Source organism: Chryseobacterium sp. Leaf405, from assembly GCF_001425355.1.
Classification (GTDB): Bacteria; Bacteroidota; Bacteroidia; order Flavobacteriales; family Weeksellaceae; genus Chryseobacterium.
In genome coordinates this window covers 227,759-251,141 of the sequence record NZ_LMQN01000001.1, presented here as the reverse complement: position 1 = coordinate 251,141, position 23,383 = coordinate 227,759, and the positions used below count along the sequence as shown (strand labels likewise).

Below are 23,383 nucleotides of genomic sequence, written 5' to 3'. Positions count from 1 at the left end.
TTCAATTCGAGTGTTTTTTCGTAACAAAGTGGAGAAAAAATGTATCGAGAATAGATTTTATCTTCAAAATTACAAGCTTTTCGATATGAATTTTTTCAAAAAGATATTCAAATCGACGAGAATGCAGCAAAATGTACAACGGTTAAAATAATTTATCTCATCCCGGCCTCCTTTAGATTTAATTTTTTACACTTTCTTTCCCGGGATGGGATTTTCAAAATCAATTAATAATTTAAACTAAAAATAATGATCAATAATAAATTATTTGTACTGCTTTTTGTAGCTGCTTTTTTAAAATTTTCTGCTCAAAAAAAAGAAGTTTCTTTATCTAAATTTCCTGATGATAAAGTAATGGTGGTTGCTCATCGTGGTGATTGGAGGGAAGCTCCTGAAAATTCTGTATGGGCGGTAAAAAAGGCCATTGAAAAAGGGGTTGATATGGCTGAAATAGATCTTGCAATGACGAAAGACAGTGTTTTGGTCTTAATGCATGACAATACAATCGACAGAACAACAACCGGAAAAGGAAAACCATCGGATTTTACATTAGCTGAAATTAAACAGCTTAATCTCAGAGACGGTTTGGGAGTAGAAACTCAAATGAAAGTTCCTACATTACAGGAAATTTTGGAAATTTCTGAAGGGAAAATTCTGCTTAATCTGGACAAAGGTTTTGATTACATCAAACAGGTTTATCCTTTAGTGAAAAATAGAAAAATGTTTGATCAGATTTTGTTTAAGGGTCACGAATCTTATGCTGAGTTTAATGAAAAATATAGTAGTATTAAAAATGAGATTCATTATATGCCGATTATCAGATTAGGGAAAGATGAAGATCTTAAAAACATTTCAGATTTTCTTAAAAACTATAAGGTATATGGCTTTGAATTTACAGTTGGAGTAACCGAAAAGAGCCTGATCGATTTTAAGAAAATAAGAGAAAACAAGGTTAAAATATGGGTAAACTCTTTATGGCCACATCACAATGCAGGAAATAATGACGATAAAGTGCTGGAAAATCCTAATATTTATGATTGGTACATCAGCAAAGGGGTTAATATTATCCAAACAGACAGACCTAAAGAGTTGATTATCTATCTGAAAAATAAAAAACTTTATTATTAGATTAAAAATAATTTGCGAGTCATCTTATTTGTATTCAGGTAATTAAATAAGGAATGTCATGCTAAAAAATGATGAACAGCCCTGATGCTTTATCAAAAGTTTCAGGGCTGTTGTTTATTCATTGAAAAGGTTCTTTTTACAAGCCTAATGTGGGTGCTTTCCCAAATTTCTTCTTAAAAGCATGAGAAAAATGGGAAAGACTTTCAAATCCAAGATCAAGATAGATGGAAGACGGTTTTTTATTTTTATTTTCAATTAAATGCCTGGCTTCATTCAGTCTTTTTTCCTGCAACCATTTGCGTGGGGGCATTCCAAAAGTTTTCTGGAAATCCCTTTTAAACCCGGAAAGACTTCTGCCCGTTAGTTTTGAAAATTCTTCTACTGGAACATTAAACTGATAATTACTCAACATAAATCTTTCAAGATCGATTTTAAACGGTTCTGAAAAATCGAATAAAAAATTTCGAAGTTCCGGAACGGCAAGCAGCATTAATTTGATGCCTTCCTTCACTTTTAAAAGTCCCATTTCGTCTGTCATTGCAGCACCTGAATTTCGCGCATAAGGAATGATAGACTGGAAATAACCTTTGAGAAAATCATCATTGGGGATTACTAAATTGGGAGCACCTGTATATTTACAAACAACATCCATTTTATCTTCCAAAAAAATCTTACGCATCAGATCTTCCTGTAGTGAGATAACTATCGTTTCATAATATCCACCGGGTTCAGGTGTTTTGGTAAGCGTTCCCAGCTGATTTTTATGGATCAGCAACACTTCTCCGGCAGAGATTGTTAAATTCTGCTCCGAAGTTTCAAGAACCATCTGACCGGAAACCTGCATTACCAATGTGTGGTGATTCCAGATACATGCCTTTTCCTTCTTTTCTGACGAAAGGTAAGAGTAAAATATAACGCCGGGAAGAATTTCTGCTGGACTTTCCATTTATCTTTGTAAATAAGTACTGCCCTTGATGGCACCTATTGCAAATGTACTGTTTAAAATGTTCATCTCCTCTTGTGTAAATACAATATCCATTGCAGCAATGTTTTCGGGCAGCTTTGATCTGCGGCTCATACTTACCAATGGCATTATGTTTTTATCCTGCTCCTTGACCCAGGCAATCGCCAGCTGAGTCGGTGTGCAACCTTTGCTGTGAGCCATCTGTTTCAGAATCTCAACTTTCTCAAGATTATGGATCAGGTTTTCGCCCTGAAAACGGGAGAAATGATTTCGATAGTCATTATTTGCGATTGGTGCTTTCAGATCTCCTGTCAAAAGACCCTCGGCTGTGTTGGCAAAAGCAATGACAGCAATTCCCAATTCTTTTGCAGCAGGCAACAGATCATATTCTATCTGACGGTCTGCCAAAGAATAACCGATCTCCAGGGCACTGATCGGATAGACACTGTTAGCCGTACGAAGCTGATCAGCAGTTATCTCTGATACCCCGATATGACGTACTTTGCCTTCCTCAACCAAACCTGCGATTGTTCCGATAATGTCTTCTATTGGAACACTATTGTCAATTCTGCTGGGCTGGTAAAGGTCTATGGTCTCTATTCCTAATCGGGTAAGGGAATAGTTGACAAAGTTTTTGATGGCTGCAGGACGAAGATCCATTCCGATCCACTGCCCATTGTGGAAAATAGCTCCGAACTTGACGCTGATAAAGGCATCATCCCGTCTTCCCTTGATGGCTTTTCCTATCAACATCTCGTTGTGGCCTGCACCATAAAAATCTCCGGTATTCAGGAAATTGATCCCGCTGTCCAAAGCTTCATTAATTGTGGCAATGCTTTCTGTCTCATCAGGAGTTGAACCTCCCCATATTGATGACATTCGCATACATCCCAGACCGAGTTTTGAAACCATAGGTCCATTATGACCCAATTGAATTTTTGTAATTTTTGACATTTTTTGATTGAATTTGATAAGACAAAGTTCAGTATTTATTCGGCAGGTAACTTTAGCGTACGGTTCAATTTACTTGTCTGTACAGTTCATTATAACAACATTGAATTGACAAGTCACTAAACTTTTTATACTGTTATTTAGTTTTTTGCAAAGATATTTGTATTGGAGTTGATCGGAAAATGGTTGTATTTGTAACAAGAATAATAAAATCAATACAGAGAATAAAAGATACTTACAAATTTGTACTGATTTACATTTACGATATTATTTTATTCTTTTTATTAATAAAATAAGCCACAAAAATATTGGGAATCCAGCATAACCAAGCAACAGCAATGTATGAGATGGAATTATCATTAGTCATTTTTACCAAAAATGGATACCACAATCGCAGTGTAACCGCTGCAAATGTACACGCATAACTGTATGTCATAAGTTGTTGGTGGAGTATTATATTTCTTTTTCTGATTTCTAAAAAAGCAGTAAGTGTACATATAAACCAGACCGATCCCAAAGATATAAATCCTAAAGCGGCTAAGGTGCCTTCATTAGCGTAAAAGCCTAGATAAATTCCTGAAAGCGAGCCTATCAATGCAGATATAATGTAGATTTTTCCTACAACTCTATGTAGTTTCAAATGCTTATTTCGAAACTTACTGCCAAATTGTGCCCAGCCAATTAATAATGAAAAACCAGCAAAAATAATATGTAGAAAAAATGCGGATCTCCAAACTAAATCAGTGATAAGCTCTGGCGATTTGGTGCTTAGGAAAGTGTTTTTATGATCTACAAAAAGATAGATCAAAGGATAGGCACCAATTAAAAGCGCAGAAATACAAAGTATTACAAACAGTAATTTTCTCATAATATAATTTATCAATTTTCTGTAAATGTCAGCATTACAGATGATCAAAGTGTTCCAAAATGAGAGATGATACCTATTTTTTAGATAATTTAAATATAAAAATGCTCGGTGTGTCTGTTTTGAATTGCAGGAAAGATCATCAGGAAATAATCTTTTGGTCTTTTAAAAATTCTCGAGGTGAACAACCTGTAAATTTCTTGAAATTTCTATTGAAGGAGGTCTTGGAATTAAACCCGCATTCAAATGCCAATGTCAGAATTGTAAACTTTTGATTTTCCGGTAATATAACTAGCCTTTTAAATTCTTCGATACGGTAACGGTTGATGTAGTCGTAAAAGTTTTTATTTTCGACAGAGTTGATGGTTTGCGACAATACGTTGGCATGAACATCCAGTAGTTTTGCTATATGGTTCAGATTGAGTTCCGGATCTTTATAAATCTTCTGATCGTTCATCAAAAAATCTAATTTTTTATAAATGCGCTGGATCATTTCGTCACCGGCAAAATTTTTCCGGTATTTTGGATGCTCAAGATCATTGTCGGTATTTAAATTCTCTTCGTCCTTCTTTGTGAGTAGATCCGGATTTAAAATACCTACTTTACTGATTCCAAAATAAGCTGCTAATACCACAAATAATACCACGAGAGAAAAGATGAGAATTTCACTTTTTATGATAACAGCTATCCAGATTGTCGATATTCCAATGATAAGATAATATCCCCAGTTCAGGTTGATCTTTTCAGTATTGGAGAAGATATTTGATATCTGTCTTTGATATTTTTTTATTTCTAAAGTACTTAAAATGATATATAAAATACCAGACATAAGAATTATTAAGCTTATGATGGTACGAAGTATTTTGTAAGTGCCTCCATTATGTTGATAGATAGCAATTTTTTCGTGGGATGACATCAAAAAAAAGTTCGTCAGAAAAATGTAAATAATCAGCATGGGTACGAAATGTAGCAGCCAGGTCTTTCTTTTCGGAAAATTCCCTGTAAGACATCGAATATACAAATATAACATTGGACCATGAACCAGAGGCAGAGGTATTTCTAACCCAAGGAAATGAGGAAATTCAATATAGGTGTTTGAAAATATAAATAAAAAGCAGATCAGATGTATCCCAATTAAGGAGAACCATACCGAAAGAAAATAATCTGCCGATCTTTTGTGAGGCTTTCCCAATATTAGAAAGCAGGCAAAAAAAGCAATTAAAATTCCAGCTAAATAAAATAGTTGCAAAGAAAAAGATTCTACATCAAGACCCATCAAAATAGACATAAAATGAACTGAAATATATTCATTTTAAATTTAATAAGAAAATTAAAACAAAACTTTCAGGTTAGGCATTGATATTTAAAGGAAACTATGTCTTAGAGTTAAAAATTGATATTAAACAAATCCCCACAATGATAAAAGTGAGGATTTGTTTGTTCATTTAGGTAATCTAAATATGATTAATACAGGTTTTAAAGTTATTTAGAACTGAATAAATTGTAGACTTTCTTTCTGATTTCTTCATTAGGACTTACTCTATAAAATTCTTGAAGCAGATCCAAAGTGGTTGGTTTTTTAGGATATTGATTGTGCAAAAGAAAATTTTTAAGAGCAATATTAACTTTGTCTTCACCAATCATTTCGCTTAATTTTACCATAATGATTGCACCTTTTGAATACGAAATATGCGTATTTTCACCGCTCACTTTGTAAAGAGGCTGATTTTCAGACAAGCCTTTTTCATTGTCAAATATCTGTTGATGCACTTTCAGTTTTTCCATCATTTTTTCTTTACCGTGCATTTTTTTGTAGATCATCATTTCGGTGTACATGGCAAGCGTCTCGGTCAGCATCGTCGCACCTTCTCTTTCATCCGGATCGATTTGGCTATTTCCCCACCAGAGATGTGAAAGTTCGTGTCCGGCAAGCTCATTGATGACATCCTGATTTTTATCTGCACGAATATTGGCGTGGAAAAGCATATCTTCCGTCATAAAGATGGATGATGGATAAGCAGTTGCTGCAAAACCTTTGGTGAAAGAAGAAACTTCTGCAAAATTAACGGTCTTGAATGGATATTTTCCAAAATTTTCTCTACAGTAATCTAATGTGATTTTTGCATTTTCAAGTAAATGATTTACGTTCTCTGAATGTTTTTTGTTAAAGAAAATATTGATCGTTATTCCTTTATAGATCATACTTTTTACCTTATAACGAGCAGAAGAAACCGCAAAACGAAACGGAATGCCATTCGATCTGTAATGAAAATAGTTTCTGTTATTTTTACCGTAATGTTGAATTAAATCTCCGGTTCCGATAGCAGTCTGGTTCTTTTCCGTAGAAACGGTCATATCCAGATTAATGAAATCTTTTTTTAATACTTCAGGAGTTTCTAATTTTTTTAATTCCGATTGTTTTCCCAGCTTAAATTCGGCCCGTTTTTTTTCATCTTCAATTTCATTACTCGCTTGGTATCCGAAAGTAGGAAAATATCGGCTGATCCTCATAAAAGATCCATCTTCTATGATTGAATTGAAAGAATCGTGACCATTGACAGCCGACCAATGGTAGGAAATTTTAAAATCTAAACTGGCTTTTCCTCCCGGCTGTAAAGGTTGTTTTAGATAAAGCACAGTGACTGTATGATCAATTTTTTTGGATTCGGAAGCTGTTTTGAAAGTAGCTGATTCTATTTTGAGGTCGGGATTGAAATTAATTAAGATCTTTTCAATAGGCTTATCAGTCTGATTTGATAACCTATAGGTTCCGTTTATTTTATAAGAATTTTCAGATGGATAAAGCTGGATTTCGGTTATCACATCTATGATCGTTGGCTGTGCAATATTTTTATAATGTTTAAATCTCTGTTCGTATTGAGCCGATTGTATGATCTTTTCATCTTCATTTTGAGGAATATAGCCTTTCATAAAAAGATTTCCAGCAAAAACTCCGATAAATAATAAAAGGGTGGCGAAAATAAGTGATTTGATATTTCGTTTTTTAGTTTTAACATACTCATTAATCATCCATAAAACAGCAATTAGACCTAATCCAAACAGCAATCGTTCTACAAAAGCTGAAGCATAGGGTTGATATCCGTTAAAGTCGCTGTAGACCCCTTTATAATCAGAAAATATTCTCAACAGTGGATTGGATAAGATTTTTTTTGAAACCGGTCCGGCAAATGTAAAACCAACAAGCACGGAAACTCCCAGCGCTACAAATCGATTTTTGATATTGTCATTGATTAGCAAAATAAAAGCTGAAAAAAGAATCAATGGAAAAGTATTAAAAAGAACGGTTCCCAAATACGCATTCCAATCGATTTGAAAATAACGGTAAATGAACTGAAATATCAACCCTTCAAAAATTAAAATTGCGGTAAGAAAGAAAAATAAAACAGTGATAGAAAGAAAATGCCCGCTCAATTTATTTTTAGAAAAAAAGGTGCTTTTTTCAATCAGTAAAAATCCCGACGAATGGCTTCTCCAATACAGATCGTTGATAAAATAAATGGCAATAAGTATTCCGAGAAGATGAAAATTTTCCGAAATGGTGGTCGACATCAATCCTGAACTTGAGTATTGTTGCGGAATACGGATTCCCTTTTCAATTTCAGCATACATTTCCATTCCCACAAAAAATAAGAGTAATATTGAAACAGCTATAATAGTGATGCTTTTAAAAAGATAAATGAGATCGATCTTCGCAAACGATAATATGGATTTTATATTAGAAATAAACCCAAAAGAAGATCTTGCGGTTCCAAAAGGTGCTAAATTTTTATTAAAAGAAATACTTGCTATCCCTTTTTTGATTCTATTTCTGTTTTGAGAAAGCAGAGAGAATGAAAACAACCTGTATGTCACTACTAAAAAGGGCATTGAAATAATCACAAAAACGATTCTGTTGATCAATAAATATCCTGAAAAGGGAACAATTATTTCATTCTTTTGCTGAGCAGATAATGTTCTTGCTTCAAAAAAATAGGATGAAATGCCAAAAGGGTCGATCAATGCTGATAATTGCTGTGTTGCCAGGGATTGTGGTAAACTTCCTGCCATAAAGGGCGAGTTGGAAAATACCAGTATGATCATGTATAGAACATAAAGAAACAGTCCGCCAACCACAACCAGAAGCTTTTTATTCGTGTTGAAAGAGATGCAAAATAAAAAACTGCACACGAAAAAACAATTGATTCCTCCGAAGATCAGAAGAGGGTAGAGGTAATGCCAAAAGTTAAAATAAGGTTGGATCTCACTTCCCGTTCTTAGATTTTGTCCAATTACAAATCCGATCATTAAAAATGTAAAACTTAAAAAAGTCTGTAGAAAAAATGTGAGAAACTTTCCCTGTAAATAAGCTCGCTTTGAAAAGGGATACGAGAAAATAAGAATATCAAATTTCGAATCCCAATCTTTAAAAAGCACCTGAATAGCAAAAATTATTGCAAAAAAGATGATAACCAGACTCAGTAATCCTGCCATAAAACCAATCGTGTAAGGAGAATTAAGATAAATTCCTTCTCCAACTGTCAGGTTGAACTGATTGCCGCAAAAAATGCCGATCAATACTAGAATTAAGGCAATAAGATATACAGGCCAACGTTTGATTGTACGTTTGACCTCGAATAAGAATAAAACATTCATAACTATGAGTTTTGGGTAAGTGTGTTGAAATAGACGTGTTCCAACAATGGATTTACGGATGTAAAATCAGGAAGCGGCTGTTCCGAGAAGGCAGTGATATATAATTCTCTTTCGATCAGCTGCTGGCTGATGATGCGGTAACGGGATTGGTAATCTTCCAACTGATTTTTTTCAATAGGTGTTGACCAGATCTTATTTTCCAACTCAGCAATCAATTCAGTTGGATTTCCCTGAGTTAAAAGTTTCCCCAGATTGATAATGGCTACATCTGAACATAGATTCCGTACATCTTCAACCAAATGGGTAGAAAGAATCACGATCACATCATTACTGATCTCGCTAAGTAAGGAATTGAAGCGGTTTCGTTCTTCGGGATCCAGACCAGCGGTCGGTTCGTCAACAATAATGATCTTAGGATTTCCCAGCAATGCCTGTGCTACACCGAATCGCTGCCGCATCCCACCGGAAAAGGTATGGACTTCCTTGTTTTTAAAATCGGAAAGATTGACTTTTTCCAACAGGTTTAAAATTTGGCTACTCAGCTCTGTATTGTTGCTAATCCCTTTCAACAGAGCGATATGCTGCAAAAGATCATATGCAGATACTTTGGGATAAACGCCAAAATCCTGCGGCAGGAATCCGAGATTTCGTTTGATATGATCCGGATTTTCGGAAACATTTATCCCATTGAATGTGATCGTTCCAGAAGTTGGTTTCTGAAGCCCAACGATGGTTTTCATTAAAGATGATTTTCCGGCTCCATTAGGTCCCAATAAACCGAATATCCCATTTTCTATTTTTAAAGAAATGTCTTTAATAGCTTGGAAACCATTTTTGTAGGTGAGGTTTAGATTATTAATTGTTAAAGTATTCATAGGATTGATTTTAGATCATGGAATTCCTGGCAACGTCTCCATCGCTTTTTAAATTGTGCATAAAAGTGTTTATAATAAAGCTTAATTAACTAAGGTCACAGAAGCTTTTGTTATATTAATTATTCTTCTTTATACTCCAGAATATCTCCGGGCTGGCATTCCAAAGCCTTACAGATTGCTTCTAGGGTATCGAAACGGACACCCTTTGCTTTTCCCGTTTTAAGAACAGAAATGTTGACTGTGCTGATGCCCAGTTTTTCTGCCAATTCTTTACTCTGCATTTTTCGTTTGGCAAGCATGACGTCTAAGTTGATGATAATTGGCATTTTTATATAAATAAATCTTGTTCGTTTTGTAAATGTAATCCCTGTTTAAAAATATTGGCAAGAAAATAACAGAAAATTCCCAACATGAAATGAATAAAAACCAGTCCCCAAATGAAACTTTCCACTTCTACAAAGAAACTTGCTATAATGACAATCGGTAAAGGACAGAAAATGTTATACATGTAAAATCTTTTAAGATGTATTATATTTTCTTCGGTAAATAATTTAAATTGAAAGAAAACCTTGAACACTTTTGCTGACAACCAAAAAAAGATTCCGTAAGTCAATAGGACCAGCAGGAAAGACAGAATGATATACGGATAGTTATTTTCAATATTCAAAAAAGGCTGCTCGGTAAAAGGATAGTTAATATGCAGATACAGATCTTCTTTGTAAGGAGTTACAGCAAAACCTGTCAACAGGCAAAATACCGAATAGAAAAACGTAAGGAGATAGCCTGCGGATAATACAATGCACAGGTAATATAAGATCTTTGAAATGTTTTTATTCTGATTCATAAGATGATCAATAAATTTGTTAATGCAAATATATAATTAATTATCGTAAAACATTAATTAATTAAAAATATTATTTAATCCAACGTTACTTAAATTGTTGGACAATATCAGATTTGTGGTGTTAGAGGATGAAACAATCTGGCTACAATACTTACCAATCAGGCTACTTTTTATAGAATGATAATCGGCAATTTTGTAATTGAAAATAAAGTCGCTTTTAAAATCAATTAATAAAAAAATTATGCAAAAAAGAAAATTAGGAAATAGCGGATTGGAAGTTTCAGCATTGGGTTTTGGATGTATGGGTTTGAACTTTCTCGATGGGAAAGGTCTTGATAAAAAAGAAGCCATCACCTTACTTCAAAACGCCGTTGAAAGAGGAATCACATTTTTCGACACCGCAGAAGCCTACGGACCTTACACCAACGAAGAACTCGTAGGCGAAGGATTAATGCCCTTTAGAAAAGATGTAGTAATCGCTACGAAATTTGGTTGCAAAGATGCGAGCCCGGCGATAGGTCTGGACAGCAGGCCCGAAACGATAAGAGCAGTCACTGAAGCATCATTGAAAAGATTAAAAACAGATTACATCGATTTATTGTATCAGCACAGAGTTGATCCCAATGTTCCGATAGAAGATGTTGCAGGAACAGTGAAAGACCTGATACAGGAGGGCAAGGTAAAATATTTCGGTTTGTCGGAGGCAAGTGCAAAAACAATTAGAAAAGCACATGCAATTCAACCTGTATCGGCATTGCAGAGCGAATATTCTCTGTTTTGGAGAGAACCGGAAGATGAAATCATACCTACTTTAGAAGAGCTGGGAATTGGTTTTGTTCCATTTAGTCCTTTGGGAAAAGGTTTTTTAACAGGAATTATTAACAAAAAATTAGAGGATGTTGACCGTAGAAATGTTCTTCCCCGTTTCGCAGAAGAAAATATTAAAGCCAATTTGGTTTTGGTAGATGCACTTTCTGAGATTGCTAAACAAAAAAATGTGACGACCGGACAATTGGCATTAGCTTGGTTATTAGCTCAGAAGCCTTGGATCGCACCAATTCCCGGGACCACGAAATTACATCGCTTAGAGGAAAACATCGGGAGTACAAAAATTATTTTAACAGCTGATGAGCTTACAAAAATTAACACAACACTCAATGGAATTACATTGGTAGGAGAGCGTTATCCTGAATTTTTAGCAAAACAAATAGACAAATAAAAATTAACAGCAATGCAAAATATCAAAGGAAAAGTAGCGGTTATTACCGGTGCAAGCAGCGGAATGGGCAAAGCCATTGCCATAGAATTAGCCAAAAAAGGTGCAAAGGTTGTCTTGGGTGCAAGACGCAGAGAACTATTACAACAACTTGTTGAAGAAATAAAAAGTGAAGGTGGTGATGCCACCTTTGCTCAAATTGATGTGAAGAATAAAACCGATCTAGTTCGGCTGGTCAATAAAGCAGTGGAGCAATACGGAAAATTAGATGTTATCGTCAACAATGCGGGTGTCAGCCAATTAAGCAGAATTGATGAATTGGACGTGGACGGTTGGGAAGAAATGATCGACATTAACCTAAAAGGGGTTCTGTATGGGATGGCGGCTGCAATTCCTATTTTTAAACGACAAAAATCGGGGCATATCATCAATATCATTTCAACTTCGGGAATAAAAATTGTTCAGCTGCAAGGTGTTTATGCAGGCACTAAAAATGCCGTTCGTACGATTGCAGAAGCGTTTCGTCAGGAGTCAGACGGAACCATTCGTATTACAGGAATTTCGCCCGGATTTGTGAAAACAGATTTTGCGGACAACATCAAAAACGAAGAAATGAAAACAGCTATTCAGAAAGGGATGGAAGAAATTGCTATCAACCCGACAGCCATCGCCAATGCTGTGATTTATGCCATAAGCCAACCAAAAGATGTTGAAATTGGTGATATCGTCATTCGTCCGTCAAAGCAAAATTGATTACATTAGTAGTAGAAAAAAATGCAGCAACCAACCAACATCAATCATATTAACAGCATATCGCAATTGGTGCGTATGCTGGAATTACCTGCGCCAATGCATCCTTTAATTGCATTGGTAGATTACAATTCGGTCTCCAATGATATGTTTCCGAAAGGACAAAAAGTGAGTATCGATTTTTATAAAGTTTCCTTTAAACCTACATTCACAGGTCATATCAAGTACGGACAGGGGTATTACGATTTTGAAGAAGGCGGACTGGCTTTTTTGAAGCCTAAACAAATTGTTTTTCCGCCTGAAGAAATAGAAAGTTATGAAGGAATCTCGCTGTATTTCCATCCTGATTTTATCCGAAATTATCCATTAGGAAAAACAATCGGTCAATATGGCTTTTTCTCTTACGATGTTTCAGAAGCCTTGTTTTTATCGGCAAAAGAGAAAGAAATCATAGCCGGTTTATTTGCTTCAATAGCCAATGAATTGGAAAATAATATTGATAATTTCAGCCAGAATGTTTTGGTCTCTCAGATAGAATTGTTACTGAATTATAGCAACCGTTTTTACAACAGGCAATTTATTACGAGGAAAGCAGTCAATCACGATATCATCACTTCTTTGGATAAACTGCTAAATAATTATTTTGAGGAAGAGAACAGCCTTAAGAACGGTTTACCGTCTGTCAAATACATCAGCACAGAATTAAAATTATCACAACGCTATCTGAGTGATATGTTGAGTTCACTGACAGGACTCAACACGCAACAATATATTCAAAATACCATCATAGAAAGGGCGAAAGAAAAATTATCAAATACAAATTTATCCGTTTCAGAAATTGCTTATGAATTGGGATTTGAACATTCGCAGTCGTTCAGCAAATTATTTAAGGCTAAAACTGATGTTTCACCTTTGGAGTTCAGAAAGTCGTTTAATTAATAGGGAGATAAAACAGAATTATTAATATTTACGGGGTTTGAATCTTAGTTAAATTATATAACTTGCCAATACAATCCTAAAGGGCATAATGTGGAGTAGTGACTTTAACTTATCAATTCTTTCCATCTAATAATATTCTGAAAAATTCTTTTCAACTTTATTAAAGACGGTATGAAGCACCGAAAAAGAAATGTTTATCCGCAGAATCCTGTAAACCGTAATTCAATCCCGCATCAAGTTTGAAATCATTAAATATTTCAACCTGAATAGCTGCATTGAGAAAATTTGAAAAATGATGTGCTTTAAAATCATAGGTATAGTAAGTCTCTGCAATCCAGTCTACATGTTTAGTTAATGGGTGACTAATGGTTAATGTCTGCAAAAATTCAGTATGCATTGCAGGCTGGTCTTTATCCTTTAATCGATCCACTTCAACTTGAAGTCCGAGCTTCCATTCTCCTGCGAATTTGTAAGACATTGGGACAATAACACCTCCCTCAAAGCGACTCTCCCTGTCATATTTTGAAATAGGAAGTTTTATATAGGGAAGAACCGCCAGTGCAAAATCGCCTTTGTTATTTCCTATTAAATTTTGTTTTAACCTGAATGTAAGATCACCATGACCGGAAGTTATTTCTTCGGTATCAGAATCCAATTCTTTTTCGTGCATTTTGCCATAAGATTGAAAACCAATCTGTATTGCTGTATTATTTGTTAATCCAATTTTGAGATTCATTTGATTGATTAATAGGGTATTTGTTTGTACTATTTCATCTTTCTCTTTTATAAATCTGACTACATCTGTTTCAAACTGAATATGTCCCGCATCAACCGTATACGGAGATTCAGTCACATCTGGACGGTCAGTTTCCATTTCTCGCATATTGGCTTTGGGAACAGGGTTGAAAAGTGAAAAATTTTCAGTCTTCATCTGCTGTCCACTACATGGATACGAGAGAATTAGTGTGAAAAAAATAAATATTAATACTTGTCGATTAGAATTCTGATCCATGATTTTTTTAAGAGTAATACAAATTGTGTACTAATGATAAAATCAATCAAAATTATTTATTAATTCATTTTTCTTTTAGATTAAAAAATGATCTCACAAAACGGCTTTGTTGAAACATATCAAGATATAAATAAAATTTCTCACTATTTCAAGAAATAGTATATTTGGAACTTATCACCAACCTAAATATCTATCAATGAACCTTATTAAAATTATACCATTTGTTTTATTCAGTAATTCTTGTTTTTCACAAACAAATTCGGAAAAATATATTATTGATGATGGCATAATGGTTGAAAAACCTGACGGCAAAAGACCTTATGATGAAATTTATAACAACAATAATATCATCTACACTCATGGGAAAAAATTCACTTACTCCTATTTCTATCAGGATATAAAAGGAGAAAAATTTCTAATAAAAAAAGGGAAGGAAATTTTACAGCCTGAAGGTTACAGTATTGCTGGTTGGGAATTTGTGAAGACAGATAAACAGGATAAAGAAACCATAAATCATTTAATTTTAAAACCTAAGCTAGGAAATCCATTTGAAAGAGTTGTTCCCGATTACAACCAAACTGCCATAGGATACGAATATGTGATGGCTAATGGCGAATTTCTAAGCACGGAAGAAACCGGTGCAATCGAGAATGAAATGAACGTCTGGATACATCCACCAAGAAATGATTTTTTCAAAATTTTAGAGATAAATCCTTTTCCTTACATCAAAGCACCTTACCAAATAGGAACAAAATGGAATTGGAGTCTAGAAATTGGAGACCATTGGTCGGACAAGAGATGGCTTGAATGGAAAGGAGGCATCGAAAATCAATATACATACGAAATAAAAGACAAGAAAAATATTTTAACGAAGTTAGGAAATTTAGAATGTTATGTTGTTCATGCAAATGCAAATAACAGAATAGGTAAAACTGAACTCATCTCTTACTTTAATCCCAAATTTGGTTTTGTAAAACTTGAATATACAAACATTGACAACACAAAAACCGTCCTTGAATTAGAGAAGATAGATTAATTTAGCTTGACATCGTGGGACTTATTTTTTTAAACCACAAATTTGTCATAAAGTAAGAATAATTTAATACATATAATGAAAAAAGCCTGCAATTCTTTAAAATCACAGGCTTTTTTATAATTTTTTGTATTAAGAAGAAATCTTCTTTTGCATTAATGCGGAGAGAGAGGGTTTTTGTAACTTCTTCCCGTCCTTTTATTGATAAGCGTTTCGCTGTAGCATCTTGTGAAAGGGCTTAAATAGGGCATTTGCAAAAAAGTGGTAAAATCCTAATTTAAATATTAGGTAGTAAAGGTGAAAATTTCTGCTCAAATCTGCAAGTAAAAAGTTCAAAATTTGAACAGGTTTTTTAGAGTTCAAATCGAGAATTTAGTTATTATCTTTGCGCTTGACAATATTAAGCTTTTCTAAAAATTCTTGGTTATTAAAATTGCCATATCCTGTGTCAATAAAAAAACTTTTAATAGGTTTTCTGTGATTAGAAGATAATGGTAAAGATTCATATTTCTTATGCAATTTTAAAAGCTCATTTGGTTTGCTACTAATCAGCTCTTTATAATGCTCCTTTAGGAATTTTAAGAAGCTAAAATGCAAGTATTTTCTTTCTCTACTTTTTACTCTTATTACAAACTTGTCGGTAAGTATTTTTTTGAATATTCTAGTAACTTCTTGTTTATGAAATTTTACCGCACTTTCAGATGGATTTATTGTTAGTATTATAAATTAAATTTTTTGTTCAAATAATCAATTTGTTTTCTTGCTACCTGCTTTTGTACTTCGCTTTTCCCTGAAAGCTCGTCTAGCATTTCTGCCAATTTCAATCTTAATATTGGTTCATCAATAATTTTGATAATCTGCCTATGGTAATCAAAATCATCTTTATTTTGATTAAAAGATTTTTCACTTTTTTTAGCTTCGCTGATCCAATGAATTGTTTTATTTATTGTTTCTTCTGCAAACTCCCCCATTAATAAGCCACTTTTGATTTCATCACTGAAAAAGAAGCTATTAACTAATAAATCAGAAATATTTGCAGCAAAAGTACTTGCTCTATCAAAACTATCTACACCTCCATCTTTTAAAAAGAGTACGTTCTGTTTTGGAATATCTTATAATATAAACGGCGAATGAGTAATAAACAGAATATTGAGATTGTCATATCGTTGATAAACGGAATTTATCGCTTTCAACAAATCATTTAGGAAAGTTCTTTGAAAGTCAGGATGCGAGTATAATTCTATTTCATCAAAAATTATATTAACATTCTTATAATAAATCATTTTTTCATTTGGATCGTTCTCATCTATTATTAACTCTTGAACAGATTTTAGATTTCGCAAATGATAAATTACTGAATGAATGCTATACAATTTTTGCTTCTCTCCAGAGCTAAAATTATTAAAATTATGATTTGAATAATTCTCCAAAAAAGTAATTTACTTTAAAGATAGAAGGAAGCGACTGTGCAATAGAGAACTTATTCATTAAATAATGTTCTTCGGGATTTATTCTAGACTTAAATGCTGTATCAAAGAATATAATCTTTCAAGTAAGGGTAAAAACTTTTGTTGATAACGTTTTTGATTTCTATTTTTTCATTATAAAATATTTCAAGTAACAATTCGAGATATTCAATTTTTTCTTCATCTCTATTATTTATCCGAAGATCTTTTTTTTCACTCTCGTCCCAATGACTAAATTTCTTATAATCAATTTCTATTGATATATGTGAAACATCTTTACCGCTTGCAATAGTTCTAAGATTTTTTTCTTGTAAAATATTTACGAGAAAACGAGATGATGCTAAGTACTTTCAGAATTTATATCTATATTACCTTCTTCGCGAAATGGATTTATTACAATTGGTAATTGATAACTATCATTTTTGTGAAAAACACCCTTCAACCATTCACCTGTTTCATTTGTATTATAACCATAATGCGAGTAGTTTATAACGGATCAAAAGGAGGCTCGCAAAAATGTATGGCAAATATTGAATACTTACAAACGCAGTCTGTGGCACGCAAGTTTAGATTGTATGACGACGATCAGGCAAATGATGGTAATGAAATTAATAAAGTATTGGACATCACACACCAAATATCCAGTTAAAGATAAATGCGTCTTGTATTAGAATAATGATTATATTTAAAAGAAATTAATCTAACCATTAGCATTCGGAAAGTAGATTCATACACTTCTCCTTATGATTTTGAAAATTCAATACTAATAATACAAACAACTTCTAAACATGAAACAATTATTACTGCTGTTAGCTCTTCTAACTTGTATCTATGCCTATTCTCAAAATTCTTTTCTGTATTTAAAAACCGGAGAAAAACTTATGATAGAAGACCATGATGTTTATTTTACCTGGCGTGATGGAGTTTACATCCATCAACTAAAGAAAAACGGTAAATTTGAGTCTTCGCCTCGCCAGATAGATATAGAAAAGATCGAAAAACTTGAAACGGTGAATGGCGTTACATACACAACATTTAGAAGAGATGAAAAAGCACCGTATGGTTTCTATAAAACTTTGATAAATGGTGCCGGTAAAAAGCTGGTGATTTGTTTCAGACCTTATGGAAGTGACAGAGACAGACTTCAAATCAGTTACTCCATTTTAGACGCTAATAATAAAGACATCGTATCAGCATTCTATAGGGAAGATACACCATCAAAAGAAAAGGTAATGCTTGAGGCCATCAAGAAACATTTTCCAAATTGTCAGGAAGTTCTGGAAAATATCGATTCCTATAAAAATGTAGTTACTTTTTCTAATTTGTACTCAGGAAAGCCACCCGTAGGATTTGTGTTTCAGAATAAAGTTTTCGTTTGCGAGTAATATTTATATTTGATAAAAATTGCTGAAAAACGCATTGACAATATTTTACAGCTGGATAATGACAAAACTAATAACATTCCTAACTATCCTACAACTTTTATATGGGGCGCCACAAAAAAGAATCGTTGCGTCCTATTCAGCAATTTCGTGTCCCTGTGCACAATGGAAAGTTGAGGGAGAAAAAGAAAACATTTTTTAGAAAGAGGAAGTGAAAAACTGCCGGATGTCAATAAGCTATGGAGTGGAGAAACATTACCCTTCAAAGTTGCTGTAACAGGGACATTTAAAAAAGGAAAGGCAATTCCTAAAGGTTATTCAACAAAAGGAAAAACGCATTGACAATATTTTACAGCTGGATAATGACAAAACTAATAACATAATGGAAAGAAGGTGAAAATAAAAATTAAAGAATCATTCAAAAACGGTATCTACGACCAATGTATTTTAACGGTTATGTATATAATTAAGATTATATTCCGGCTGTCGTTGGGCTTGAGTATTTTATCATTGCTGTTCGTTATTTTACCTAAGACAGGCTATTACGGCCGGTTTGAAACAACTGTAACTACTTTATATGCCATTCCTTACATCGTATTTTATGGCACGTTTTATAGTATGATATTCCTTGCATTTCCGGCATGCATCATTCTATTGTTGATTTTTCTGTTTTACCGATTTGTTCGCAGGCAAAGCGTTGAAATAAAATCTCTGTTACAACTAATCATTTGGAATGTAGTTGTGGAGATACTTGTTTTTTTAATAGGGTATTTAAAATTTGGCTGGTAAAGTATTAAAAAGTCAAAACAATGAAATTAATTTTGACCATTTAAAATTGTCCTTTTTTCTTCCATAATAATGCTCGCCAGCATCCAAAAGTTGTATGCTATTTCTGATGACCAGGTTTCTTTCTTTTCTTTTTCTTCATCTGATTTTCAAAATCCAGTTCTTCGTAATTCTCACCTAAAGCGTCAGGGAACAACCCGGCAATACTTTCTATCAGATCCTGCTAGTTCAGATTGTTTGTAGATTGGAAATCAGTACCGGAAAGAAAATTAAACAGATCATGGGGTTTATGTTGAGAATCAACGTCTTTAATGCCACTTTGTTTGTCCTCAACCTCTTCGGACGTAGTACCTTTAAGAGCAGGTTTCTGATGGTTATTCCACCAGTCATTAAAAACATTCGCCGAGAATTCCTTACCCAAACGTGATCCGTTCCATACCGTTTTGGAGTTGTGGTCAATAAAGGTGATTCCATAAATCCGTCCGGTATCATTCCGGCGGATCACAAGATTGATACCCTGCTCTTGCAACTGTTTTTTAAAGCTTGTTTCATCAAAAGAATCCTGTAGGGCAACCTTGATTAGATTGATCAGCAGCGGCTTTGCAGGTTCCTTTTTGAAGGATTCTTTGCACTGGTCAAAATGGTTGTTAAGCTGCTTGTATCCTGCGCTTTTTCCGAATAGTGAGGCTTTAAATGGGTTGCTGATCTTTTCACCATGCTCATTCAATGCGAAATAAATGAGTCCCTGTTTCTGCATTCCATGCAGTTCCCCTCTGATCTCTTCCGCGGTAATATTGAAAAGAGAGAGCGGGGCATTGTATTCGCCAAGGCTTTGCATCCTGTAATAGGATGGCAGATGGCGGACGACCGAGGCGATCTGGCTTTTCAAATCTCCCATACTGTAATCCAGGGGTCGGAAAATTCTGTTATTTTGAACCCCTCCCTCGGTTGTCGGTAATAGTCTGTACTTTTCTTCCAATGCCCTTGTAATTTTAACGGAACGTCTTTTATCAAAACGGTCAGATATTTTTACGCCATTTTCATCCACACATACCGATACAATATGGATATGTGTACGCTCAATGTCTGTGTGTTTGAACACGACAAAAGGCTGGTTTCCGTATCCCATTTCTTTCATATAATCCTCAGCCATCGTCCTGAATTTCTCATCACTGACCTGATCTTTTGGATTTGGATTAAGGGAAATGTGCAAAACAGGCTTCTCAGTTTTGTTATTGGCGAGCAGATAAGGTTGAAAAGAGCGGAGCAGTTGTGCGGTTGTATACTGACCGCTCAGTGTTTCCACCATCTTATGGGTAGATAAAATCTTTCCGTTTTCTTTCTCTACTTTCAGCAGGTTATAGGCAATTGCACCCAATAAATTTTCTCCCCAGCATATATTTGCAATCATTTTACAAATCTTTTTTAAGGTGTTTTTCTTCAAATTCCTGCGTCAACCGAATGATTTCCTGACATAATTTTGCCATTTCCTGCGTTTGTTTTTCCACTTTATAGAGATAAGCAGCCGCTTTTTTTTCAGAAAAATTACGGTAAAGGAGCTTTACGATCTGGTTGTAATTTACCCCAACCGCCCTGAATTGTCCGTATAAAGAGGTCAGCCTCATGTAATAATCCATCGCTGCTTTATCAATTTTGACCGTTCTGATTTGCTTTCCGAACAAGAGGGATATGATAAATTTTGCTTTGTTGTTCATTCCTGAAGCTTCAAAAAGTGATAACAGCCTGGTGTTTTCTTCGTCGGTGAGACGAAAAACATGGCGGTGGATGCTGGGATCACTTTTCGGGTTCCGTCCGCCTTTATGCTGTTTTGTGTTATTATTCCGGTCCATCGGGATGATGAAGGAATACATTTTCAGGCATAACCACCCGACAAAGTTCGAATATTTCCATAAAGTTTTTCAGGAACAGCTTGGAGAGACCTACGGGATCATGGTGTACCAGGAAGACGTGATTAAAATCGCCCTGCATTTTGGTGGGCTTTCGGCCTCCGACGGCGATGTGTTGCGGCGTGCCATGAGTGGTAAGGGGCGGTCACTGGACGCTTTACAGAAAGTAAAAGATCACTTTTTTGAATCCTGCAAAAAGTTAGGCCACTCCGAAACATTAAGTGCTGAGGTATACCGGCAGATTGAGAGTTTTGCGGGCTATTCCTTCTGTAAAGCCCATTCCGCTTCCTACGCGGTAGAGAGCTACCAAAGTTTGTATCTAAAAGTGTACTATCCCATAGAATTTATGGTAGCGGTCATTAACAATCAGGGCGGGTTTTACCGAACAGAGGTCTATGTACACGAAGCAAAAATGTCAGGTGCCAACATCTTAAATCCCTGCGTTAATCATAGTGAATATCAAACCACATTATATGGTAACGATGTTTATTTAGGATTTATGCACCTGCAATCCATAGAAAAAACCATCGCAGAATTCATTGTGGAAGAACGAGAAAAAAATGGCAATTACAAGTCATTAGCGGTATTCTTTTTAAGAATACCGATTGGAATAGCAGGAATCGAAATCCTTATTTTTATCGATGCCTTTCGTTTTACCGGAAAACAAAAAAATGAACTGCTAATCGAAGCCCGAATCCTACTAAACAACTCGAAGCCCGAAAAAATAATGGAAACCCTGTTCGATGAACCTGTAAAAGCCTACCAGCTTCCGGTATTGAAGAGAGACCTAATGGAGGATGCCTTTGATGAAAGAGAGCTATTGGGATTTCCGGTTTCTGTCAGCCCATTCGATCTGCTCGTTTCTAACTACCGCGGAGCGGTTAAAGCAAAAGACCTCATCAATCACCACAAAAAACAAGTCAAGATGATGGCTTACCTGGTTTCCAGAAAATATGTGCCGACCAATAAAGGAGATATGTTTTTCGGAACCTGGATTGATGCCGGAGGCAGCTATTTCGATACCGCACATTTTGCAGATTCCCTGAAAAACTATCCCTTCAAAGGCGGCGGATGTTACCTGCTTTTAGGCTTCGTAGAAGTCGATTACCATTTTCCAAACATCACCATCACCAAAATGGCAAAGATGCCCTTCATCCCAGACCCAAGATTTTACCACGATGAAGACAAAAAATATACGGCACAGGAAAGGATAAAAGAAGATGTCAGCATGACCCACAGAAAACCCTATCCGCAGGAACATGAGATCAATCTCCCAAGATTAAAAATGAAGGGATAATTTTTTTTAAAGCAATGTGTAACCTACTACACTTTATCAACAACCTCTATGAATTCATTGATATCGAATGTATTCACTTTTCTGGCATTTGAGTTGTCTTTCAAACTCATGTAATTTTCATACGTATTTTTAACCTCATTCATACTGGATGGAGCAATTCTAATTACTGCTCCGCATGTCTTACATTCAAAACTAGCACCAGCAATTAGTTGCATTACATTATAGGCGATAGGACTTGAACATACGGGACAGCTGATCGTTTGATTTAGGCTCATGGGTATTGACTATTTATTCAGTTATTTTTAACAAAATTAGATCTTTTAAAATGAAGTTATCTCCGTAAAAACACGTAATTAAGATTATATCTTCAAAAAATTATCAGATGTAGGCAAGATGAATCGTAGTTCTAGTTTCGTCCATACCTAAATTTCAAAAAATCAATAAAGAATAGAAAAATATGAATAAGTGATTAACTATTATTGAATTTAGATTGAATGCAACTCATATTATTGAGCGCTAATATTTTTTATACTTAAGGATAAAAAAAAATTAGTCCGTATCGTCGGAATCCACATTAACATTTGGAATCGATTTGTCAATCGCATTTAAAAATAGATCCCTAAACGAATTTCAAGAGCGTTATTTCAATAATTTGATAATGAACAGGCAATTATCTAACTTTACTTTTATATTGTGTTTCACATTATGGATTCCTCAGCCCTACATAGCGAAAAAGAACTGTTGATCAGGCTACAGAATGATGATTATCTAGCTTTTGAAAAGATATATGCAATTCATAAAGAAAAAATGGGCGCTCATGTTTTCAGGCTACTTAAATCCTGGGATCTTGTAGATGATATTTTGCAGGAGCTTTTCATCCGGTTTTGGAATAACCGAAACACCATAGCAGTAGAAAAGCCCGTTGCTCCGTATTTACACCGTATTGTTGCGAACCTGGTCAATGACCATATCAGATATATCACCAGGGACAGGAAACTGGCTGAAGAAACGTGGCATCACATGCCTTCCACTGGAGATAATGTAAGAATTGCGGGCGACATAGGCATGTACGCACAGACATTTTTACTCTCGCTCACTGCCAATGGGCTGGCTGGAGTTCCACAGACAATTTTAGGTTTTTTCGCAGATACAATAAGGGAGCATCTAAATATATCTAGCGAATATAAAATGATGTTTGGGATTTCATTTGGATTTGAAGATGTAGAAGCGAGAGAGAATAGTGTAAAAATGGATCGAAGTCCGATCGCAGAGAATGTAATTTTTCATTAGGTAAATTTTATTCATTTTTAAAGATCAG

Annotated in this window: 20 protein-coding genes and 2 pseudogenes; 9 read left to right on the top strand and 13 right to left on the bottom strand. The window is 34.8% G+C overall.

The genetic code is table 11. From position 1 onward, the window contains the following. The first annotated feature begins 246 nt into the window (after positions 1-246). Positions 247-1,125 (top strand): glycerophosphodiester phosphodiesterase family protein, encoded by an 879-nt coding sequence (locus ASG22_RS01190; RefSeq protein WP_238586833.1) that lies wholly within the window; start codon positions 247-249, stop codon positions 1,123-1,125. A gap of 136 nt (positions 1,126-1,261) precedes the next feature. On the opposite strand, the gene ASG22_RS01185 is transcribed toward ASG22_RS01190, so the two are convergent. The 8 genes from ASG22_RS01185 to ASG22_RS21605 all read right to left on the bottom strand — a co-directional run bounded on the left by ASG22_RS01185 (position 1,262) and on the right by ASG22_RS21605 (position 9,941). Beyond that, positions 1,262-2,071: a helix-turn-helix domain-containing protein gene (locus tag ASG22_RS01185; RefSeq protein WP_055979285.1), complete on the bottom strand. Its 810-nt coding sequence runs from the start codon at positions 2,069-2,071 to the stop codon at positions 1,262-1,264. Continuing rightward, a complete protein-coding gene (locus tag ASG22_RS01180; RefSeq protein WP_055979282.1) occupies positions 2,072-3,043 on the bottom strand; it encodes an aldo/keto reductase in 972 nt (323 codons plus the stop codon). It abuts the gene before it with no gap. Positions 3,044-3,299: 256 nt separating this feature from the next. Next, positions 3,300-3,908, bottom strand: a complete 609-nt coding sequence (locus ASG22_RS01175) for a DUF2306 domain-containing protein (RefSeq protein ID WP_185113776.1) — start codon at positions 3,906-3,908, stop codon at positions 3,300-3,302. A gap of 139 nt (positions 3,909-4,047) precedes the next feature. Beyond that, positions 4,048-4,734, bottom strand: a complete 687-nt coding sequence (locus tag ASG22_RS21270) for a helix-turn-helix domain-containing protein (RefSeq protein WP_238586832.1) — start codon at positions 4,732-4,734, stop codon at positions 4,048-4,050. A 653-nt stretch (positions 4,735-5,387) separates the two neighbouring features. Then, a complete protein-coding gene (locus ASG22_RS01165) occupies positions 5,388-8,558 on the bottom strand; it encodes an ABC transporter permease/M1 family aminopeptidase (protein WP_055979280.1) in 3,171 nt (1,056 codons plus the stop codon). A gap of 2 nt (positions 8,559-8,560) precedes the next feature. Next, a complete protein-coding gene (locus ASG22_RS01160; protein WP_055979277.1) occupies positions 8,561-9,433 on the bottom strand; it encodes an ABC transporter ATP-binding protein in 873 nt (290 codons plus the stop codon). A gap of 119 nt (positions 9,434-9,552) precedes the next feature. Then, positions 9,553-9,759 carry a helix-turn-helix domain-containing protein gene (locus tag ASG22_RS01155; RefSeq protein ID WP_055979275.1) on the bottom strand — a complete coding sequence of 69 codons (207 nt, stop codon included), beginning with the start codon at positions 9,757-9,759 and terminating at the stop codon, positions 9,553-9,555. A gap of 2 nt (positions 9,760-9,761) precedes the next feature. After that, positions 9,762-9,941 (bottom strand): hypothetical protein, encoded by a 180-nt coding sequence (locus ASG22_RS21605; RefSeq protein WP_409991351.1) that lies wholly within the window; start codon positions 9,939-9,941, stop codon positions 9,762-9,764. Between the two features lie 577 nt (positions 9,942-10,518). Here ASG22_RS21605 and ASG22_RS01145 point away from each other — a divergent pair. The 3 genes from ASG22_RS01145 to ASG22_RS01135 are packed head-to-tail and all read left to right on the top strand — an operon-like array spanning position 10,519 to position 13,182. Next, on the top strand, positions 10,519-11,496 hold the full coding sequence (locus tag ASG22_RS01145) for an aldo/keto reductase (RefSeq protein ID WP_055979269.1): 978 nt from the start codon (positions 10,519-10,521) through the stop codon (positions 11,494-11,496). 12 nt (positions 11,497-11,508) lie between these two features. Then, the gene (locus tag ASG22_RS01140; RefSeq protein WP_055979266.1) at positions 11,509-12,246 is read left to right on the top strand and encodes an SDR family oxidoreductase; all 738 of its coding nucleotides are present in this window, start codon (positions 11,509-11,511) and stop codon (positions 12,244-12,246) included. Positions 12,247-12,267: 21 nt separating this feature from the next. Then, entirely contained in the window at positions 12,268-13,182 is a 915-nt protein-coding gene (locus ASG22_RS01135; RefSeq protein ID WP_055979261.1) for a helix-turn-helix domain-containing protein, read from the top strand. 160 nt (positions 13,183-13,342) lie between these two features. On the opposite strand, the gene ASG22_RS01130 is transcribed toward ASG22_RS01135, so the two are convergent. After that, positions 13,343-14,113, bottom strand: a complete 771-nt coding sequence (locus ASG22_RS01130; RefSeq protein ID WP_082504915.1) for a transporter — start codon at positions 14,111-14,113, stop codon at positions 13,343-13,345. Positions 14,114-14,390: 277 nt separating this feature from the next. On the opposite strand from ASG22_RS01130, the gene ASG22_RS01125 reads away from it, so the two are divergent. Beyond that, the gene (locus tag ASG22_RS01125) at positions 14,391-15,230 is read left to right on the top strand and encodes a hypothetical protein (RefSeq protein ID WP_055979254.1); all 840 of its coding nucleotides are present in this window, start codon (positions 14,391-14,393) and stop codon (positions 15,228-15,230) included. Positions 15,231-15,946: 716 nt separating this feature from the next. Here the strand turns inward: ASG22_RS01125 and ASG22_RS01115 are convergent. Further along, complete coding sequence (locus ASG22_RS01115; RefSeq protein WP_055979249.1) at positions 15,947-16,198, bottom strand: hypothetical protein; 252 nt, start codon at positions 16,196-16,198, stop codon at positions 15,947-15,949. A gap of 970 nt (positions 16,199-17,168) precedes the next feature. Here ASG22_RS01115 and ASG22_RS20940 point away from each other — a divergent pair. Further along, positions 17,169-17,342, top strand: a complete 174-nt coding sequence (locus tag ASG22_RS20940; RefSeq protein WP_157844696.1) for a hypothetical protein — start codon at positions 17,169-17,171, stop codon at positions 17,340-17,342. 139 nt (positions 17,343-17,481) lie between these two features. Continuing rightward, complete coding sequence (locus ASG22_RS01110) at positions 17,482-18,078, top strand: hypothetical protein (RefSeq protein ID WP_055979246.1); 597 nt, start codon at positions 17,482-17,484, stop codon at positions 18,076-18,078. 883 nt (positions 18,079-18,961) lie between these two features. On the opposite strand, the pseudogene mobB reads toward ASG22_RS01110, so the two are convergent. Together mobB and mobA are read right to left on the bottom strand one after the other, a co-directional pair. Further along, positions 18,962-20,272, bottom strand: a pseudogene (gene mobB / locus ASG22_RS01105) (conjugal transfer protein MobB). A gap of 1 nt (position 20,273) precedes the next feature. Then, entirely contained in the window at positions 20,274-20,711 is a 438-nt protein-coding gene (mobA, locus tag ASG22_RS01100) for a conjugal transfer protein MobA (protein WP_055980228.1), read from the bottom strand. 1 nt (position 20,712) lies between these two features. Here mobA and ASG22_RS01095 point away from each other — a divergent pair. After that, positions 20,713-22,065 (top strand): annotated as a pseudogene (locus ASG22_RS01095) (DNA polymerase III subunit alpha); the annotation flags it as partial. A gap of 26 nt (positions 22,066-22,091) precedes the next feature. On the opposite strand, the gene ASG22_RS01090 reads toward ASG22_RS01095, so the two are convergent. Then, entirely contained in the window at positions 22,092-22,340 is a 249-nt protein-coding gene (locus ASG22_RS01090) for a hypothetical protein (RefSeq protein ID WP_055979243.1), read from the bottom strand. A 430-nt stretch (positions 22,341-22,770) separates the two neighbouring features. Between ASG22_RS01090 and ASG22_RS01085 the strand changes: the two genes are divergently transcribed. After that, positions 22,771-23,355 (top strand): sigma factor, encoded by a 585-nt coding sequence (locus ASG22_RS01085; RefSeq protein WP_055979240.1) that lies wholly within the window; start codon positions 22,771-22,773, stop codon positions 23,353-23,355. Positions 23,356-23,383: the final 28 nt, after the last annotated feature.

What these genes read in the sequence shown, in the direction of transcription:
- ASG22_RS01190 (WP_238586833.1), top strand. Translation starts at nt 247, where the DNA reads ATGATCAATAATAAATTATTTGTACTGCTTTTTGTAGCTGCTTTTTTA.
- ASG22_RS01185 (WP_055979285.1), bottom strand. Translation starts at nt 2,071, where the DNA reads ATGGAAAGTCCAGCAGAAATTCTTCCCGGCGTTATATTTTACTCTTAC.
- ASG22_RS01180 (WP_055979282.1), bottom strand. Translation starts at nt 3,043, where the DNA reads ATGTCAAAAATTACAAAAATTCAATTGGGTCATAATGGACCTATGGTT.
- ASG22_RS01175 (WP_185113776.1), bottom strand. Translation starts at nt 3,908, where the DNA reads ATGAGAAAATTACTGTTTGTAATACTTTGTATTTCTGCGCTTTTAATT.
- ASG22_RS21270 (WP_238586832.1), bottom strand. Translation starts at nt 4,734, where the DNA reads ATGTCTGGTATTTTATATATCATTTTAAGTACTTTAGAAATAAAAAAA.
- ASG22_RS01165 (WP_055979280.1), bottom strand. Translation starts at nt 8,558, where the DNA reads ATGAATGTTTTATTCTTATTCGAGGTCAAACGTACAATCAAACGTTGG.
- ASG22_RS01160 (WP_055979277.1), bottom strand. Translation starts at nt 9,433, where the DNA reads ATGAATACTTTAACAATTAATAATCTAAACCTCACCTACAAAAATGGT.
- ASG22_RS01155 (WP_055979275.1), bottom strand. Translation starts at nt 9,759, where the DNA reads ATGCCAATTATCATCAACTTAGACGTCATGCTTGCCAAACGAAAAATG.
- ASG22_RS21605 (WP_409991351.1), bottom strand. Translation starts at nt 9,941, where the DNA reads ATGTATAACATTTTCTGTCCTTTACCGATTGTCATTATAGCAAGTTTC.
- ASG22_RS01145 (WP_055979269.1), top strand. Translation starts at nt 10,519, where the DNA reads ATGCAAAAAAGAAAATTAGGAAATAGCGGATTGGAAGTTTCAGCATTG.
- ASG22_RS01140 (WP_055979266.1), top strand. Translation starts at nt 11,509, where the DNA reads ATGCAAAATATCAAAGGAAAAGTAGCGGTTATTACCGGTGCAAGCAGC.
- ASG22_RS01135 (WP_055979261.1), top strand. Translation starts at nt 12,268, where the DNA reads ATGCAGCAACCAACCAACATCAATCATATTAACAGCATATCGCAATTG.
- ASG22_RS01130 (WP_082504915.1), bottom strand. Translation starts at nt 14,113, where the DNA reads ATGAAGACTGAAAATTTTTCACTTTTCAACCCTGTTCCCAAAGCCAAT.
- ASG22_RS01125 (WP_055979254.1), top strand. Translation starts at nt 14,391, where the DNA reads ATGAACCTTATTAAAATTATACCATTTGTTTTATTCAGTAATTCTTGT.
- ASG22_RS01115 (WP_055979249.1), bottom strand. Translation starts at nt 16,198, where the DNA reads ATGGGGGAGTTTGCAGAAGAAACAATAAATAAAACAATTCATTGGATC.
- ASG22_RS20940 (WP_157844696.1), top strand. Translation starts at nt 17,169, where the DNA reads ATGCGAGTAGTTTATAACGGATCAAAAGGAGGCTCGCAAAAATGTATG.
- ASG22_RS01110 (WP_055979246.1), top strand. Translation starts at nt 17,482, where the DNA reads ATGAAACAATTATTACTGCTGTTAGCTCTTCTAACTTGTATCTATGCC.
- mobA (WP_055980228.1), bottom strand. Translation starts at nt 20,711, where the DNA reads ATGGACCGGAATAATAACACAAAACAGCATAAAGGCGGACGGAACCCG.
- ASG22_RS01090 (WP_055979243.1), bottom strand. Translation starts at nt 22,340, where the DNA reads ATGAGCCTAAATCAAACGATCAGCTGTCCCGTATGTTCAAGTCCTATC.
- ASG22_RS01085 (WP_055979240.1), top strand. Translation starts at nt 22,771, where the DNA reads ATGGATTCCTCAGCCCTACATAGCGAAAAAGAACTGTTGATCAGGCTA.